Consider the following 16,793-nt stretch of genomic DNA (forward strand, 5'->3'; position numbering starts at 1 on the left):
GAGGAAAGGTATAAATATTTTTTTGATCAGATGCAAATATTTTGTCTGTTTTTTTGCGTTTTTTACGTAATCTATTGCGAACTTGGTGGTAAAATTACGCAAAGCATGCAAGTTTGTTTAAGCAAAACATCTCGACCATTAAACGAATCAACATTTTATATCAGGCTTACAGCCCTCTGCAGAAGTGGGTATTCTTTTTCCCCAACGCTTCGCTTCGCTACACATTGGGCTGAATTAACGTGCCCCTGCGGGGCTGTTACAGTGGTCAGCTATCAGCCAACAATCAAACAACTCAACACCTCAACGCCCTAAGGGCATCACTTCTTAATCAACTTCTGCGTATACGTCTGTCCGTCTTTGACGACGCGCACGAAGTACAATCCTGCCGGCAGTCCGGCCATCGGGATTTGGAATGTCGGCTCATTCGTCCGGAACGAGCGCAGCATCGTCATACCGCTCCAGAGCTGGATTTCGTAAGCGCTTCTGTCGGTCGAGAGCACGCTTAATCCGCTGACCTCATCCGTCTCCATCAACTGCAAGATTACTTCGTCCGTTGCCGGGTTGGGCGAGAGGGTGAAGAAATTTTCCCTGCCTCTCACAACCGTAACAAGCATATTAGCTGCTGAACCGTAACCATAAGGACTGATAATCTGACATGATACATTATACGTTCCTTCATTATAAAACGTAATCGAATTAGTATTATTCCACGGGCTCGAAGATGCACCGGATGGATTTACATACCAGCGATATTGAATACCATTTCCCACAATGGAAGGTTCTGCCGTATATGACCCTGTACTTCCTACACGTAAATAAGAAGGTCCGGATATAGATTCTACAACAGGCGCCCCAACATAGTCAATGTATTTACTTGCTGTTCCTATATTATTATTGTTTAAAGAAAGAGATGCGCTGATATTTCCGGATTCGTAATTCCCGTTCGTAGATTTTGATACTCTCACCGATGAACTACCTTGACCACTTAAAATAATTATATTGGAACTGGTTGTCCATTGCACCGTTGCTCCCGCCGGCAGGTTTTCTATCGTATAGGTGGCTTGATTACAGATAGCCGAAGGGCCGGAGAGGCGATATTGATATCTATCTCCAACTCCAACAGCATACCAAGCATTGGTGACTTGTGCAACTTCGTAGGAATTGTTCCCAAATATATTGGAAGCGGCAGTAATTGTGGCCTCTCTAAATTGTGTAAAACTAATTTCTTGTTCTACACTTGATTGCAAAATCACACTTTGTGTCCGATACACAATTCTTGCGGCATTGTTTATACCGATAGCCCCCACCCAAAAAGAGTTTCCGATATCATTGGTACCCGTTCCTCCTTCTGAAAGCAAAAAGAACCAATGGTTAATTACTCCGCTATTACGATGGACACCGCAGTAATCATTCTCTGATATAGGTGTACAATTGTTTGTATTAATCCAGTACGTACCCAGATAGGTGTCGGGATCATTGAATTGGTTGGGATTCCTCATTGAACGTATGGCTCCAATATCTTCTCCCATCAACCAGCGTTGTTTTTCCGGAGCTGATCGGGCTTCAATACAAGCAGCCCAAATATCGCTTAATGCCTCGTTGATAGCGCCCGACTCTTTGCGATAAGCAAGACGGGCGGTATGTCCGGTTACACCGTGAGCAATTTCATGAGCACAAATATCAAGCGTAGTAAATGGATCAAAATTCGTTCCTCGTCCGTATGTCATCCTGCTCCCATCCCAAAAAGCATTATCGTTATTCGGATAGCCTAATGCTACCAGATTAGCATTTACATAACTTAGCAGAGGGGCACCTCCATTGTCGTAACTGTTTCTGCCGTGTACCTGACGGAAATAGTCGTAAGTCATTTCGGCTCCCCAATGGGCATCCAGAGCTGCGTTGTCTCTATTCGCATTGTCGTGTTCAATCCAGTTGTTATCATTATCAACAAAATCGGTTTGGGAATATGTGCCGGTATTATTCATATTGTAGGTTTCAGTCCGTACGCCGTTCCGCACTTCACGCAAGCGAAAACCTCCACCAAACAAATCCGTGATAATATTTCTGGTACCGCTGTATCGGGTTGTTGCCGTTCCCTGACTGTTGGTATGGTGTATCCTCGAATCCTTATCCAAAATTCTCCCGTCGATGGCATCCACATATACTATATATCGGCTTAACGGCTTATGGGCATAGATATCGAATTTATAAGCCAACCGGTATTGATTGTTACCCTGAAGAATATCTTTTACAATCACCATCTCTCCTTGGGGATAATACGTTTCGTTCAAAGACTCTTTTATCCAGCGTTCTTCTTCCGGAATTTGCCATTTATACAGTTCTGCTCCGATATGTTTCATCGCGTGCTGCAATGCTTCGGATTCCGATAGTTGAGCGGTGGTATTTACTTGGTCAATTTTTTGGAAATTACCGATAGCCGATTCCAATTGCTCTCTGCCGTTACCATGCAAAGCATACGTGCCATAGACAACCCGGATGCCTTTGTAATATTGTAGATAATACTGATGCTTTGTCCTTTGTTTATCTACACTGGACTTTTCCAAACGCCATTCATCAGCGGCCTGCATTTTGTTTATTGAGTTCAGTATCTCTTTTGCTTTGTCCATGGCAACAGGTACGGTGTCTGTCCGAAACCTCAGAGAGGTTACGATTCCGTCACGCTCTGTCTGTTTTTGCAAAACAACCTGGGCATTAAGCACATGCAAGGCAATAAACCATACGCTTATTACGGATAAAATTTTGTTTTTCATATCGTTTTATTTTGATAAAGTTAAAAGATTAGTTTACTTTTTTGTAAACGGTGCTAAAGCCTCCTTTTCCTATATAATAAGAAAAAATTAAAGTGTTACCATCTTCATTTAAAGAGATTTCTTGTTTACCAACTAAGTACTGCAAATCCTCTGCTCCCTCTTTCGGGGTTATGGTTATATAAAATTTATCTTTTTCTTTACAGAGGACATAACTTCCATCCAAGATCACTTTTTTATTATCGGTAATCACTGGTTTATTGTCGATAATTTCCTTGTTATGGGTAGCTAATACCCGATCATCGATAAATGTTATTTCTCGTTTCTCTCCGGGAATAGGTTTAACTTCCCATAAAAATCCCGGTTGATAGGAAACAGTCCATTCCCATGTACCGATTATTTGCTGTTCCATAAGCTCGGTATCCGATAATTCTTTCTCACACCCCACTCCTCCTATCAGCAGAAGCAGGACACCTATCCATAAAATAATTTTCTGTTTCATATCTTCTTTTTTTTTAAGGTTTGTAATTGCTTTTCGCGTTCCGGATATTTCTTTTACGCTGCGCCTCCGGTGCGGTTTGCGAGGCGCATCGGCTTGTCAGGTGGAGTGTCGGCTGTTATTTCCATAGCCTTGTGTTTTTTATGAGATACTGCAAAGATATAAACAGTTTTTAATCATATGCAAATATTTTGTCTGTTTTTTTTGCGTCCTTTACGTAATCTATTGCGAACCTGGCGGTAAAGTTACACAAAGCACGCAAGTTTGTTTAAGCAAAACATCTCGACCATTAAATAAATTAATATTTCATATCAGGCTTACAGCCCTCTGCAGGAGTAGGTATTCTTTTTCCCCAACGCTTCGCTTCGCTTACACATGGGGCTGAATTAACGCACCCCTGCGGGGCTGTTACAGTGGTCAGCTATCAGCCAACAATCAAACAACTCAACGCCCGAAGGGCATCACTTTTCATTTCTTTTTTATAGTCGATAATTTAATAAAGTAAGCATGGGTTCGTTTAATCCACGGCTTAATATATTCGCTACAATCAAAGACTTCTCCACTGATTATAACGGGGAGGCCATCTTCCTTGTATTTTTCAGGAATATCACATCCTTGGGGAGCCATATCACATCCGAGTAGAATGAGATAATGCCCATGTACAAGTTCCTTATTGTCTAATACAAAAGAAACATTATCGTCCAGCTTTTTATATCGGATGCGGGCGCTCTCATTCTTAAGGGTTGCAATCGGAATCTTCTTTTCCACGCATTCGCATGGACAAGAGATGTGACTTTCTTCCTCGGAACTTTTTTTCTCGCACCCCGCTCCTGCTGTTAGCAAAAGCAGAGCTCTTATCCATAAAATGATATTCTTTTTCATGATGGATTTATTTTTTATGGTTTGTGTGCAATAATTTTAGTTATCATATAAGTGTTGGCTGGAGGTGGTCCAAAAAGAGCAGGACATATCACCGGTTCATCCGGTTGAAAAAGCTTTCGGTTTTTCTCTTCTTCCGTCAGCTCCCGATATTCGAAGTGCAACCACGTGCCCTCTCCCATAAGCTCAACAGGCAAACCTATCCGATTAAAAAGAGGCACTGAAATTGCATTTTGGTAATTCCATGTTCTTCCGCTTCCGGCGGAAATCTCTTTCCCTTCAAGTCCTATACCTTCGGGGTTTTCTACTTCAATATAAAGTGCATACCCCTGACAAGGGCCTGTGGGTCCCAAAACTTTTCCCTTAGCTTGATTCGGAGGCAGTGTTTCTTTTTCACACCCTGCTCCTGCTGTTAGTAAAAGCAGGGCACCTATCCATAAAATAATTTGCTGTTTCATGTTTTTTTTGTTTTTTAAAATTGATACATGTTTCCGCGTTCCAGATATTTCTTTTACACTGCACCTCCGGTACGGTTTGTGAGGCGCATCGGCTTGTCGGCGGGGAGAAATCTTGTTTATTACTTCCATTATTTGTCTGGTAAAGTTAGTAAAAAGATATATCATCAAACGTTTTTTTGTATATGATGTAAAAAAGGTTGAAAACGCTGCCCCGCGAAATGTTAAAATCGCGGAATAAGGCCGATTCATATAAAAAACCGTATTTTTGTTTTCGAAAAAATGTTCAGTATGATCAGACAAAAGAAAAAGAAAGCGGGGCTTTTACTCGTCTTCGTATTCTGTGCATGGAGCGGGTATGCGCAAGTCCCCTCCAAGCCTGTCGACGCTTTTACGCTTCGTGCGGGATACAATCATAACCGGGATAAAAATACGGCGTTTCTGGGGGGAGGCTATCTCGTAGGGGATTATTTCTGGGCCAGCGTTACGTTTTACGGCGGTGTGCATTATCTGAGGCATGACGGTACGCATCGTTTCGTTCCCGAAATCGGTGTCGATTTTCATGCGGTGATGGTGATGGCCGGCCTCGCCGTCACTCCCTACTCCGTTCAGCCGAAAGCAGGACTGAGCCTTTTATCGATTGCCAACGTGACGGCGGGATACAGCATACCGTTCGGACGAGAACAGTTTTTTAAAGGGTTTACGTTGGGTGTACAGTTTCAGTTGCCCGTCATAGATCGCAGATAAAATACATATTGGATGAACGAAATTGTTTATCATCGGAAAAATATACCTATTTTTGTCCGAAAAATTCGGAGATCATGAACATGAATAAACATTATTTTCTGGCATTCGATCTGGGCGCTACCAGCGGACGGTCGATGCTCGGCATGTTAGAAGGCGACAAATTTGAGATCAGGGAGCTGACACGCTTCCCAAACGCCATCATGGAGCTCCATGGCAAATATTATTGGAATATTTTCAGTTTGTACGAGTCGTTGAAGGACGGACTGCGTGAGTGCGCCCGTCAGGGAATCCGGCTCACGTCGATCGGTATCGATACGTGGGGCGTAGATTTCGGCTATATCGGTCGCGACGGTACGATACTCGGGCTGCCGCGCGCCTACCGTGACCCTTACACCGATGCGGCGCCGGATGAGTTCTTTCAACTTGTTCCGCGCGATAAAGTGTATGGCATGACAGGGATTCAGGTGATGAATTTCAACAGTCTTTTCCAACTGTTTCGTGCCAAAGCCGAAGCATTCTCTCCTCTTGCACAGGCCGACAAAATATTATTCATGCCCGATCTGTTAATCTATATGCTGACCGGTAAACAAGTCTGCGAATATACCGAAGCATCGACATCGCAACTGCTGAATCCTGCGACACGGCGTTTCGAACCGTCACTGCTGACAGCCATAGGCCTTTCGCCGTCGCTGCTTCATCCGCTCGTCGATCCCGGCACTACGGTCGGTGCGCTCACTGATGCGCTCGCCGAGGAAACGGGTATCGGGAAAGTGCCAGTCGTAACGGTTGCCGGACATGATACGGCATCGGCCATCCTTGCCGTCCCGGCGGAGAACCCGCATTTTGCGTATCTGAGCAGCGGTACCTGGAGTCTGATGGGCATCGAGACATCGGCGCCGATCGTGACGAAAGAATCGTTCGAGCATAACTTCACGAACGAGGGGGGAGTAGAGGGGACGACGTGCTTTTTGAAGAACATCACCGGCATGTGGCTGCTCGAACAATGCCGCAAGGAATGGGAGAAGGAAGGTCGCACCTATACGTATCCGCAAATGGTCGATATGGCGGAGCGCGTCGGCAAGGCGCATGCCATCATCTCTCCCGACGATCCGCGTCTGGCCAACCCGTCGAGTATGCCTCAAACGATCGCAGCTCTTTGCCGCGAAAAAGGGATGACACCCCCTTCGACCGATGCCGAATATATCCGTTGTATCTTCGAAAGTCTCGCGCATCGTTATGCCGAAGTAACGGAGAAACTTTCGGAAATGGCTCCATTCCCGATCGAAAAACTACATATCATCGGGGGAGGATCGCAGAACGACCTGATGAACCGGTTGACGGCTCGCACGCTGGGCATCCCCGTCGTAGCCGGCCCGTCCGAAGCGACAGCCATCGGTAACTGCATGATGCAGGCCAAAGCGGCCGGACTCGTAAGCGACCGCTGGGAGATGCGCCGGATCATCGCACAAGCGTTTGCCGTAAAAACGTATCTTCCCGAAGGAACAACACGATAAAAAATGCTATATTGTACAACGAACAAACATATCATAATATTATGGAAGAAAAGATAATCAAGAAATCGTATGAGATCGCAAAAGAACGTTATGCGGCGATCGGTGTCGATACGGATAAAGCCTTGTCGCAAATAGGACAACTGTCGATTTCGTTGCACTGCTGGCAAGCCGACGATGTACATGGATTCGAGAATCTGGGAAGCAGCCTCACGGGAGGAATTCAGGTCACGGGTAATTATCCCGGTCGGGCGCGCAACATTGACGAACTGCGTGCCGATCTGGTCAAAGCGATGTCGCTCATTCCCGGAAGACACCGGCTGAACCTGCACGAGATTTACGGAGACTTCGGCGGCGAGCTTACAGATCGTGATCAGGTAGAACCGAGGCATTTCCAAAGCTGGATGGAATGGGCTCGGGAGAATCATCTGAAACTCGATTTCAACTCGACGTCATTCTCGCATCCCAAAAGCGGAAATCTGACCCTCGCCAACCCCGACAAAGGCATTCGCGATTTTTGGATCGAACATACGAAACGATGCCGACAGATCAGCGAAGCGATGGGAAAATATCAGGGCGACCCCTGCATCATGAACCTCTGGATACACGACGGTAGCAAGGAAGTACCCGTTAACCGGCTCAAATACCGGAAGCTCCTCGAACAGTCGCTGGATGAGATTTTCGCGGTGAAATATAAACACATGAAAGACTGTATCGAAGCAAAGTTGTTCGGTATAGGGTTAGAGAGTTATACGGTAGGTTCATATGATTTTTACCTTGGTTACGGCGTAAAAAACAAAAAGATCGTGACGCTGGATACCGGTCATTTTCATCTTACCGAAAGCATTGCCGATAAAATATCGTCGATGCTGCTGTTTACGCCGGAGATTATGTTGCATGTCAGTCGCCCGGTACGTTGGGACAGCGATCATGTTGTTATCCTTAACGATGATCTGCAAGACCTTGCCCGCGAGATTGTCCGTTGCGACGCTTTAAAACGGGTACATGTCGGTCTCGACTATTTCGATGCTACGATGAATCGTATCGGTGCTTATGTTATCGGGACGCGCGCCACACAGAAAGCGTTCCTGTTAGCTCTGCTCGAGCCGCAGAAAAAGCTCCGGCAGTATGAAGAGAAAGACCTGCTGTTTCAACGGCTGGCTTTGCAGGAAGAACAGAAAAGCATGCCGTGGAACGCAGTATGGGATATGTTCTGCCTCCAACAGGAAGTGCCCGCAGGCGAAGATTACATCACCGAAGTGGAGCAATACGAGAAAACAGTAACGAGTAAACGGAAATAATTTTCGGAGGCAGCAATCAAAAAGATGGAAATACTTACCGGACTACTGATTATCGCCGCAGGGAGTTTCGGGCAATCGAGCTCGTACGTCCCGATCAGGAAAGTGAAAGCATGGTCGTGGGAGTCGTTCTGGCTCGTGCAGGGATTTTTTGCCTGGCTTATCTTTCCGTTACTTGGCGCCTTGTTGGCCGTACCCGAAGGACATCGTCTCGTTGAGGTCTATGCAGCGAATCCGGGAGCCACACTGTGGACCATCTTCTTCGGGATACTCTGGGGCATCGGAGGATTGACGTTCGGCTTGTCGATGCGTTATCTCGGCATAGCCCTCGGGCAGTCGATCGCCTTAGGTACGTGTGCCGGTCTCGGTACCATTCTTACTCCTCTCTTCACCGGTCGACCGGGGGATTTGACAATGCCGGTCATCGCGGGTGTGGCTGTGACACTGGCCGGCATAGCGGTCATCGGTTATGCCGGCAGTCTCAAGTCGGCGACTCTCAGCGAAGAAGAGAAGAAGGAGTCAGTGAAAGATTTTCATTTCACACGTGGTATCATGGTGGCGTTGTCGGCAGGTTTTATGAGCGCCTGTTTCAGTATCGGCCTTGGTTTTGGCGAACCGTTGTGCTTTACGCAGACCGCCGATATTTACAAGACCTTACCGGCCACCCTGATGGTTACCTTAGGCGGCTTCGTGACGAATGCGGCCTATTGCTTTTATCAGCATGCAAAGAACCGTACATGGAGCGATTACGGTCAAACAGGTCTTTACGTTAACAACCTCTTTTTTTGCGCTTTGGCGGGTGTCTTGTGGTATAGCCAATTCTTCGGACTGAGTCTTGGCAAAGGCTTTTTGTCTGCGTCGCCGGTATTACTCACCTTTTCATGGTGTATCCTGATGGCGCTCAACGTGACCTTTTCGAACGTATGGGGCATCCTCTTGAAGGAATGGAAAGGTTGTTCGAAACAAACGATTGCCGTGCTGATTGCCGGACTGCTGCTGCTTGTTTTCTCTTCTTTCTTGCCTGAACTATTGAAATAAAAACAAATTAAAACATCATAAAGATGAAATCGATTTTAGACAATCGGCCTTTGCTGACGCGGGAAGTTAGCCAAGTGGCCGAAGTGGCCGGATACCTTTGGCAAAAAGGCTGGGCCGAACGGAACGGAGGAAATATTACCCTCAACATTACCGAATGGGTGGACGACGAGATCCGTCAACTGCCGGCTTTGAGCGAGACGATTCCTATCGGACTGACTTTACCTCACCTCAAAGGCAGTTATTTCTACTGCAAAGGGACGAACAAACGCATGCGTGATCTGGCACGATGGCCGATGGAGAACGGTTCCGTTATCCGGATTACGGACGATTGTTCGGGGTATGTGATCATTGCCGACCATCCGGTAAAACCGACGTCGGAGTTGCCGTCACATCTCTCCATGCACAATAAATTTATCGCTTCGGGAAATGGGTACAAGGCTGTGTTGCACACCCATCCGATTGAGTTGATTGCGATGTCGCACAGCAAAAAGTTCCTTCAGAAAGATGTGCTCAGTCGCCTTTTGTGGTCGATGATCCCGGAAACGAAAGCTTTCTGTCCGCGCGGACTGGGCATCATCCCTTACGAGATGCCGTCATCCATCAACTTGGCGGAGGCGACGCTCAAAGAACTGGATGACTATGACGTGGTGATGTGGGAAAAGCATGGCGTCGTGTCGGTAAGTACCGATATTATGGAGGCATTCGATATGGTCGATACGCTCAGTAAGTCGGCACAGATTTACATCAACAGCAAGTGCATGGGCTATGAGCCGGAGGGGATGAGTGACGAGCAAATGGCCGAGATGACGCGAGCGTTTCATTTGCCCAAGTGAATTTTTCTACGATACCCGCGAATAATTTGTGCGTTTCTTTTCCGGAAGAGGGACGCACATGATTATTCCGCGGATGACGCGCTGTTTCAGCATTGGATATGCAGCCGATGCAGCACGTCACGCATCTTCTCATACGTCGTGATGCGTGTCGGCACGAGCGGTAAACGCAGTTTGTTCTCAATAAAGCCCATCATGTTCAGCATGCTCTTTACACCGGCCGGATTGCCGTCGACGAAGAGTAGCTCGAACAGTTCCATAAAACGCGAGTGGATGACACGGGCATTCGTATAGTCGCCTTCGAGCGCAAGCCGTACCATACGACCGAATTCTTTAGGGAAAGCGTTTCCGATTACCGAAATAACTCCAATCGCTCCTAAAGCGATGAGGGGAAATGTGATACCATCATCTCCTGAGATGACTTGGAAATCAGCCGGTTTATGCTTGATGATATCATCCATTTGTTTGATGTTTCCCGAAGCCTCCTTGATTGCTATGATATTCTTAAAAGTAGAAGCGAGCCGGAGGGTCGTTTCCGCCGTCATATTCGCTCCTGTGCGTCCGGGTACGTTATACAGCACTACCGGCAGTGAGGTCGCTTCGGCCACAGCCTCGTAGTGCCGAAAAAGTCCTTCTTGCGAAGGTTTATTGTAGTAGGGAACTACGGACAAGATAGCATCGATACCCTGAAAATCACCGTGCTTTAACGTGTCGACTAACACTTGTGTGCAGTTCCCGCCGACACCCAACACAATCGGTATGCGACGCCGCACTTGTGTCACGACTTTCCGTACGATTAGCGCTTTCTCTTCTTCCGTCAGTGTCGGAGTCTCTGCCGTCGTTCCCAGCACGACCAAATAATCCGTACCGCTCTGTATCTGAAACTCGACTAATCTGAGCAAAGCCTCGTAGTCGATGCTTCCGTCCTGTCTGAAAGGTGTGATCAGGGCAACGCCCATCCCGCTTAAGTCGGTTGTAGCCATAAATAAATAATAATATCCGGTTCTTCCCGTTTATCTCGAACGGATGGCCTGTAGATAGATCAGTATCTGTCCGAACAGAAAAGGAATGTCATACACGCCGTCTTTCATGACGATAGACATATCGTACATATTGGCTTCGGAAGATCGCTTGGCTCCTACCTTAAAAGACGAGGGATGTTGCAGCATCAGATAACGCATGATCGGCGCCTCGTTGCTCGTCAGGTCGACCAACATATCCACCGACAGACCGTTCAACTGTTTGCATAAATTTTTATCGGGAAAACTCCAAATATTGATATCTTTCCCTTCTTCTACGAGCAAGTAAGCATAATCCCATATCGGCGTCTCCTCATCTTTCCGCGTATAAACACAGACATGCACGGTTTTTTTCATGGCCTTGAGTGTTTCGACGCAAGGTTCTACCGCTTTCCAGTCTCTTGCTTCACACATTAAAAGAATATACCGCACATCGTCGAGTGAACGGTAGCAATGCGCCCGTGTCAGAGCCTTTTGTGCCAGTGATTTGATTTTCTTGTATAAAAAGTGTCTTGTCAGAATCATTCCGCTAATATGTTTAAGAATTCCTCTTCATTGATAATTTTAATTCCCATTTTTTCGGCTTTGGCCAACTTGGCCGGCCCCATATTGGCTCCGGCAAGAAGGTAGTCGGTTTTTCCGGAAATAGAACCCGTATTTTTTCCGCCGTTTTGCTCAATCATGGCTTTATATTCATCGCGCGAATGACGAGTAAACGTACCGCTGATGACAAATACCAGCCCTTTCAATTTCTCCGATCGCGCGGCCAGCACATCTTCCCGCAAAGCCATCTGCAAACCGTATCCCTTCAGTCGGCCGATCATGTTTCGATTGCGTTCGTCGGCGAAGAAATCGATCACGCTCTGCGCAATTCGTTCGCCGATTTCGTCCGTTTGCACGAGTGATTCGAGCGAAGCCTGCTCCAGATGTTCCATGTTACCGTATGCATACGCTAATCGTTTGGCGACAGTTTCTCCTACATAACGAATCCCCAGACCGTACAGCACCCGCTCGAAAGGTACCTGTTTCGAGGCTTCGAGACTGTCCATCAGGTTTTGTGCGCTCTTTTCCGCCCAACGTTCGAGGCGTAACAGATCGACGGTGCGAAGGGTGTACAGATCGGCCACGTTACGCACATAACCGGCATGATACAAATCTTCGACCGTCTCAGGCCCCATATTGATGTTCATCGCTTTGCGCGTTACGAAATGCTCGATCTTTCCTTTTACCTGAGGCGGACAGGTTCGCTCATTCGGGCAATAATGTGCCGCTTCTCCTTCGGGGCGCATCAAGGCTGTCCAGCACTCCGGACAGTGGTGGATGAAAGTGACCTTATCGCCCATCAGCATCGGACGTGCTTCCGTATTTACCCCAACGATCTTCGGAATAATCTCTCCGCCCTTCTCGACATATACGCGGTCGCCGATATGCAAATCGAGTCCGGCAATGATATCGGCGTTATGCAGCGATGCTCGCTTGACGACCGTTCCGGCCAACTGAACAGGCTCCAAGTTGGCAACCGGAGTGACGACACCTGTCCGTCCCACCTGATAGGAAACGGACGTTAGGCGTGTTTCGGCACGCTCGGCCTGAAATTTATACGAGATAGCCCAGCGAGGGCTCTTGGCCGTATGCCCGAGGAAACGTTGTTGTTTCAGCGAATTGACTTTTAATACGATTCCGTCTGTCGCAACCGGCAAGTTTTTTCGTTCCACGTCCCAATAGGCAATATAATCGCTTATGTCCTGCAGATTACGGCAGACACGAATTACTTCGGATACTTTGAAGCCCCATGTACGCGCCTTTTGCAGATTTTCATAATGCTCGTCGGCGGGTAATTCCTCCCCGAGCATATAATAAAGATACGCATCGAGCCTTCGGGCTGCTACAATTTGAGGGTTTTGCTGTTTCAACGTGCCGGAGGCTGCATTACGCGGATTAGCAAACAACGGCTCTTCCTGCGCCTCGCGTTCTTTGTTCAGTCGCTCGAATTCCGTCCACGGAAGTACGATTTCTCCGCGCATCTCAAAACGTTTGGGATAATCTTCTCCACGCAGTTTCAGCGGGATTGATCGGACGGTTTTTACATTGGCTGTCACGTCGTCACCACGTATTCCGTCGCCGCGGGTAACAGCTTGCATCAATCGTCCGTCTTCGTAAATCAGCGAGATGGAAGTACCGTCGTATTTCAGTTCGGCGACAATCTCGAAAGGTTCGTTGAGCGCTCTGGCTGTCCGTTCATAAAAATCCCGGACTTCTTCTCTCGAGTAGGTATTTCCCAACGAGAGCATCGGATAGCGATGGGTGACCTGTTCAAATTCTTTCGATAAATCGCTTCCCACACGTTGGGTCGGCGAATGGGGATCGAAAAATTCGGGATGCTGCTCTTCGAGCAGCTGCAACTCCTTCATCATTTCATCGTACTGTCTGTCGGAAATCGTCGGCATGGAAAGCACGTAATACCTGTAATTGTGCTGTTCCAGTTCTTCCCTTAACGACTTTATTTTATCTTCTATCCCGTTCATGAACTCCGTAAACGATACCAAGTTGCAAACTTACATAAAAAAGCCGAGATTTTTATATACGAATAGATAAAAATCAACGCAAAGATATTCAATAAGGGTTTAACCCTGCTTTGAACGCAGAATTTTAATCATAGTGGTCGTCCGATAAAAGAGATACTCTTTGTTTAGAGAATAACTTTTTCGGAGAGCGATGAAAAAGTCAACACTTTATATCAGGCCTACTGGCCCTCCGAAGGGGTATTGCTTTTTCACCAACGCTTCGCATTGCTTCGCTTCGCATCGGGCTGAATTAACATGCCCTTTCAGGGCTTTTACAGCATTCAGCGATCAGCTTCGCATTTCTCCTTTGAAGGGGGTAGGAGGGATGTTCATATCGGTGTTATGACGGACGAACACAGAGGGTCACCCGTCTACATTAACTGCTTTACTACTTTTTTCATTATTCACTTTTAACTATTCACTTCTCAGGCTTTTCACCGGATTGGCATTCGCCGCACGCCAGTTTTGAAAGGTCACTGTGGCGAACGTCACGAAGGCCACTACTGCGAACGACAGGGCGAACACCCACCAGTAAAGCGGGGTCTTGTAGGCAAAGTTTTCGAGCCACTTCACTACCGCGTAATACGCCGCAGGGGCGGCAAAGACAAAACAAACGACGACGATCTTCAGATAGGTCTTGTTGAACATCACCAGAATCTGTTGTGTCGTCGAACCGAATACTTTGCGGATGCCGATTTCTTTCTTCCGATACTCGCTGTCGAACACTATCAAACCGAAGACACCGACAAGCGATAAAATAACGGCCAATAAACCGAACAAGGTAATCATACTGCGCAGGCTCGTCTCTTTCCGATAAAGTTGATCGAGAATAGTGTCGTAAAATTCGATATTGACCGGATACGACGGATCGAGTTCTGCGATAGTTTTGCGAATATGCTCTACTGCGGCACGGATGTCTGTTCCCGCTTTCAGGCGAATATACGAAACCGGTAAAGGCCGCCTATTTGTCATTGCCAGACAAAGGATCTGATTCTCGTGGCGAAGCGAGGTGATTTGCACGTTCTCGGCAAACCCGATAATTTCGCCGGTATAATCCGCCCAATACTTAAATAACCCCAATTCCATATCTAAACGTTGTTTGGCGTAGTCGTTAAAGATGAAAACAGGTCGTTCACCTTGCAAGTCCGATTCCGAGAAATCACGTCCTTCTTCTACGGAAATACCCATGGTGCGCAGGAAGCCGGATGATACCATAATCATAAAATACGAGAATTCTTCTCCCTTGTATACGGTGCCATGCATGGCGTACTCGTCCTGAGCACCTACTTTTTCGGAAGAGAAAGCCACTTCTTCGATACCTGCAAATCTCTTCAGACGATTAATATATTCATCGCTATGTTGCAATATGCTCTGCCCTAACTCAACAACGGCAATCTGTTCTTTGTCAAAGCCGGTAGAATACGTTCGCAAAAAATGATTTTGAAGCTGAATAAATCCGGCGGCAATAATCAGCCCCATCGAGATCACAAACTGAAAGCCAACGAGCGCCGTACGTAACTGCCGGCCTTTGGGTGAAAGTCCGAAGCTCCCTTTGAGCACCATAGCGGGCGGAAAAGAGGTCATGTAGAACGACGGATACAGTCCGGCGGCAATCCCCGTTAGCAGAGCAACGGCGCCCGTCAGCCCGATGAGCGATATATTGTGTAAAGGAGCGGTATCAGCGTCAATGAACGAGAGCATCATGCCGTCGGTCAAGCCCGCAACAATCAGAATGGCAACAGCCCATGAAAGCAGACAAATGATGACCGCTTCTGCCAAAAGCGACAGACGCAGCATCGCCGTCGAGCTGCCAAGCACCTTCTGCGTATTGATGCTTTTCATCCTCACAGGTGTCATGGCTGTGCTAAAGTTGGTATAATTGACTGCCGCCACAATCAAAATAAGTAAGGCAATAGCAAAAAGGATGCGTGTCACGTCGGCATTGCCGCTACGGAAGATACGGCCATCGCCGCCTTCGTTCAAATAATAAATATCCGTAAGCGGAACAAGTTTAATCGATTCATTCGGCCGGTCGATATTCGCAAAATCGAAATGACTGTTAAATGTCTGTGCCACATCGTTGGCCGAAGCCACATCATCAAGCCGAAGATAACAGATAAAATTGCTCGCTCCGAAATTCGTTTTCATAAAGTCATTGTCGATAGCCGTATAAATCGCGTTGCGTAACTGAGTGTTACCGGGGAAATCACGGTAAACGGCGCCGACCGTTAAATCAGGCGACTCCTTCGTTCCTTCTCTGCTTTTGCTCCAAATGCCGGCCTCGGCATGCAAAACCTTACCGATGGCCGACTCGTGACCGAACAGGCGTCGTGCCATGCTTTCGGGAATGATCACTTTGTCCGGCTGATGCAAACATGTCGGGCTTCCTTCGATAATCGGAAAACCGAATGTCTGAACGATTTCCGGGTGACACGTCTGCACGACTTCACGAAAACCATGTTTCTCCCCATTCGTCGTAACCGTGAAATACACCTCTCCAATAAACGGATTGAGCAACGTACCGGCTTCGATATGCGGCGACGATTTCAGCACTTCTTCAATAAATCCGCGTGGCAAAATGGTTGAGAACAGATCCGGCCCAGACAAATCGACACGAAACACACGCTCGGCTCCCGGATGACAGCGGTCGAAGCTACGCTCATAATCGACCTGCATCATAATCACCATAAACGCGGCGAAGGCGACCGACAACCCCGCCACGTTTAACAACGTCGCCATTTTAAAACGGCGAATCACACTCAATAGATTTCTGTAAATCGTTTTCATTTCTGTTTCTTTTATTTGTTAGCGGTCAGTAGTCAGCGGTCTGCTCTGCATTCCCCCTTTGAAGGGGGGGCTGGGGGATGTACCTCTGCGTTCGGGACACCGTTTTTTGTCATTCAGAGCGTGAGCGAAGAATCTCCTACCGGCAGGGCTGAAAGCCTGATATAATTTTTCTGTCACTTTTGGCTTGACCCAAAAGTAACCCAAAGGTCAAGGCTTCGTGCGCTTCACACGCCTTCGCGACGCTTACAGGCCGGAAAATCAGGTAACTTGCTTCGCTTCGGACAGCCTGATTTTCTTTCGTCCTGCTCGCTGCTCCGTCGGCTCACCGCCCGAGGCCCAAGGACGAACGCCTCTGCGTTCGCCTGTTTCCCCAACGCGCTTCGCTTCTGCATTCCCCT

General features: G+C 47.4%; 14 protein-coding genes and 2 pseudogenes. 6 read left to right on the top strand and 10 right to left on the bottom strand.

Going from position 1 to position 16,793, the window contains the following annotated elements; genetic code table 11:
• Window positions 1-312: hypothetical protein (locus ACTTKA_RS03735; RefSeq protein ID WP_442724022.1), on the top strand; the 312-nt coding region annotated here is incomplete at its 5' end.
• Between the two features lie 5 nt (window positions 313-317).
• Here the strand turns inward: ACTTKA_RS03735 and ACTTKA_RS03740 are convergent.
• From ACTTKA_RS03740 to ACTTKA_RS03760, 5 genes and pseudogenes are all read right to left on the bottom strand, one after another.
• Window positions 318-581, bottom strand: a pseudogene (locus tag ACTTKA_RS03740) (T9SS type A sorting domain-containing protein); the annotation flags it as partial.
• 369 nt (window positions 582-950) lie between these two features.
• Window positions 951-2,771: pseudogene (locus ACTTKA_RS03745) on the bottom strand (M4 family metallopeptidase); the annotation flags it as partial.
• 28 nt (window positions 2,772-2,799) lie between these two features.
• The gene (locus ACTTKA_RS03750; protein ID WP_442724023.1) at window positions 2,800-3,270 is read right to left on the bottom strand and encodes a hypothetical protein; all 471 of its coding nucleotides are present in this window, start codon (window positions 3,268-3,270) and stop codon (window positions 2,800-2,802) included.
• 465 nt (window positions 3,271-3,735) lie between these two features.
• A complete protein-coding gene (locus tag ACTTKA_RS03755) occupies window positions 3,736-4,149 on the bottom strand; it encodes a hypothetical protein (protein WP_442724024.1) in 414 nt (137 codons plus the stop codon).
• 14 nt (window positions 4,150-4,163) lie between these two features.
• Window positions 4,164-4,853, bottom strand: a complete 690-nt coding sequence (locus ACTTKA_RS03760; RefSeq protein WP_442724025.1) for a hypothetical protein — start codon at window positions 4,851-4,853, stop codon at window positions 4,164-4,166.
• 39 nt (window positions 4,854-4,892) lie between these two features.
• On the opposite strand from ACTTKA_RS03760, the gene ACTTKA_RS03765 reads away from it, so the two are divergent.
• From ACTTKA_RS03765 to rhaD, 5 genes are all read left to right on the top strand, one after another.
• The gene (locus ACTTKA_RS03765; RefSeq protein WP_442724026.1) at window positions 4,893-5,348 is read left to right on the top strand and encodes a hypothetical protein; all 456 of its coding nucleotides are present in this window, start codon (window positions 4,893-4,895) and stop codon (window positions 5,346-5,348) included.
• Window positions 5,349-5,428: 80 nt separating this feature from the next.
• Entirely contained in the window at window positions 5,429-6,862 is a 1,434-nt protein-coding gene (locus tag ACTTKA_RS03770) for a rhamnulokinase (RefSeq protein ID WP_442724071.1), read from the top strand.
• A 41-nt stretch (window positions 6,863-6,903) separates the two neighbouring features.
• Window positions 6,904-8,160 (top strand): L-rhamnose isomerase, encoded by a 1,257-nt coding sequence (locus tag ACTTKA_RS03775; protein ID WP_442724027.1) that lies wholly within the window; start codon window positions 6,904-6,906, stop codon window positions 8,158-8,160.
• Between the two features lie 24 nt (window positions 8,161-8,184).
• Window positions 8,185-9,195 (top strand): L-rhamnose/proton symporter RhaT, encoded by a 1,011-nt coding sequence (locus ACTTKA_RS03780; protein ID WP_014223684.1) that lies wholly within the window; start codon window positions 8,185-8,187, stop codon window positions 9,193-9,195.
• Between the two features lie 23 nt (window positions 9,196-9,218).
• Window positions 9,219-10,028 carry a rhamnulose-1-phosphate aldolase gene (gene rhaD, locus ACTTKA_RS03785; protein WP_442724028.1) on the top strand — a complete coding sequence of 270 codons (810 nt, stop codon included), beginning with the start codon at window positions 9,219-9,221 and terminating at the stop codon, window positions 10,026-10,028.
• Between the two features lie 86 nt (window positions 10,029-10,114).
• Here the strand turns inward: rhaD and dapA are convergent, their stop codons facing one another.
• The 5 genes from dapA to ACTTKA_RS03810 form a co-directional block, all read right to left on the bottom strand.
• Window positions 10,115-11,008, bottom strand: a complete 894-nt coding sequence (dapA, locus tag ACTTKA_RS03790) for a 4-hydroxy-tetrahydrodipicolinate synthase (protein ID WP_442724029.1) — start codon at window positions 11,006-11,008, stop codon at window positions 10,115-10,117.
• A gap of 30 nt (window positions 11,009-11,038) precedes the next feature.
• Complete coding sequence (locus tag ACTTKA_RS03795) at window positions 11,039-11,569, bottom strand: DUF6913 domain-containing protein (protein WP_442724030.1); 531 nt, start codon at window positions 11,567-11,569, stop codon at window positions 11,039-11,041.
• On the bottom strand, window positions 11,566-13,569 hold the full coding sequence (gene ligA, locus ACTTKA_RS03800; protein ID WP_442724031.1) for an NAD-dependent DNA ligase LigA: 2,004 nt from the start codon (window positions 13,567-13,569) through the stop codon (window positions 11,566-11,568). Before ligA ends, ACTTKA_RS03795 begins: the two co-directional genes overlap by 4 nt.
• A gap of 453 nt (window positions 13,570-14,022) precedes the next feature.
• Window positions 14,023-16,395: an FtsX-like permease family protein gene (locus ACTTKA_RS03805; RefSeq protein WP_442724032.1), complete on the bottom strand. Its 2,373-nt coding sequence runs from the start codon at window positions 16,393-16,395 to the stop codon at window positions 14,023-14,025.
• Window positions 16,396-16,619: 224 nt separating this feature from the next.
• Window positions 16,620-16,787 (bottom strand): hypothetical protein, encoded by a 168-nt coding sequence (locus tag ACTTKA_RS03810; protein WP_442724033.1) that lies wholly within the window; start codon window positions 16,785-16,787, stop codon window positions 16,620-16,622.
• Between the last annotated feature and the right edge of the window lie 6 nt (window positions 16,788-16,793).

It is taken from the genome of Tannerella sp., from assembly GCF_052170195.1.
Classification (GTDB): domain Bacteria; phylum Bacteroidota; class Bacteroidia; order Bacteroidales; family Tannerellaceae; genus Tannerella.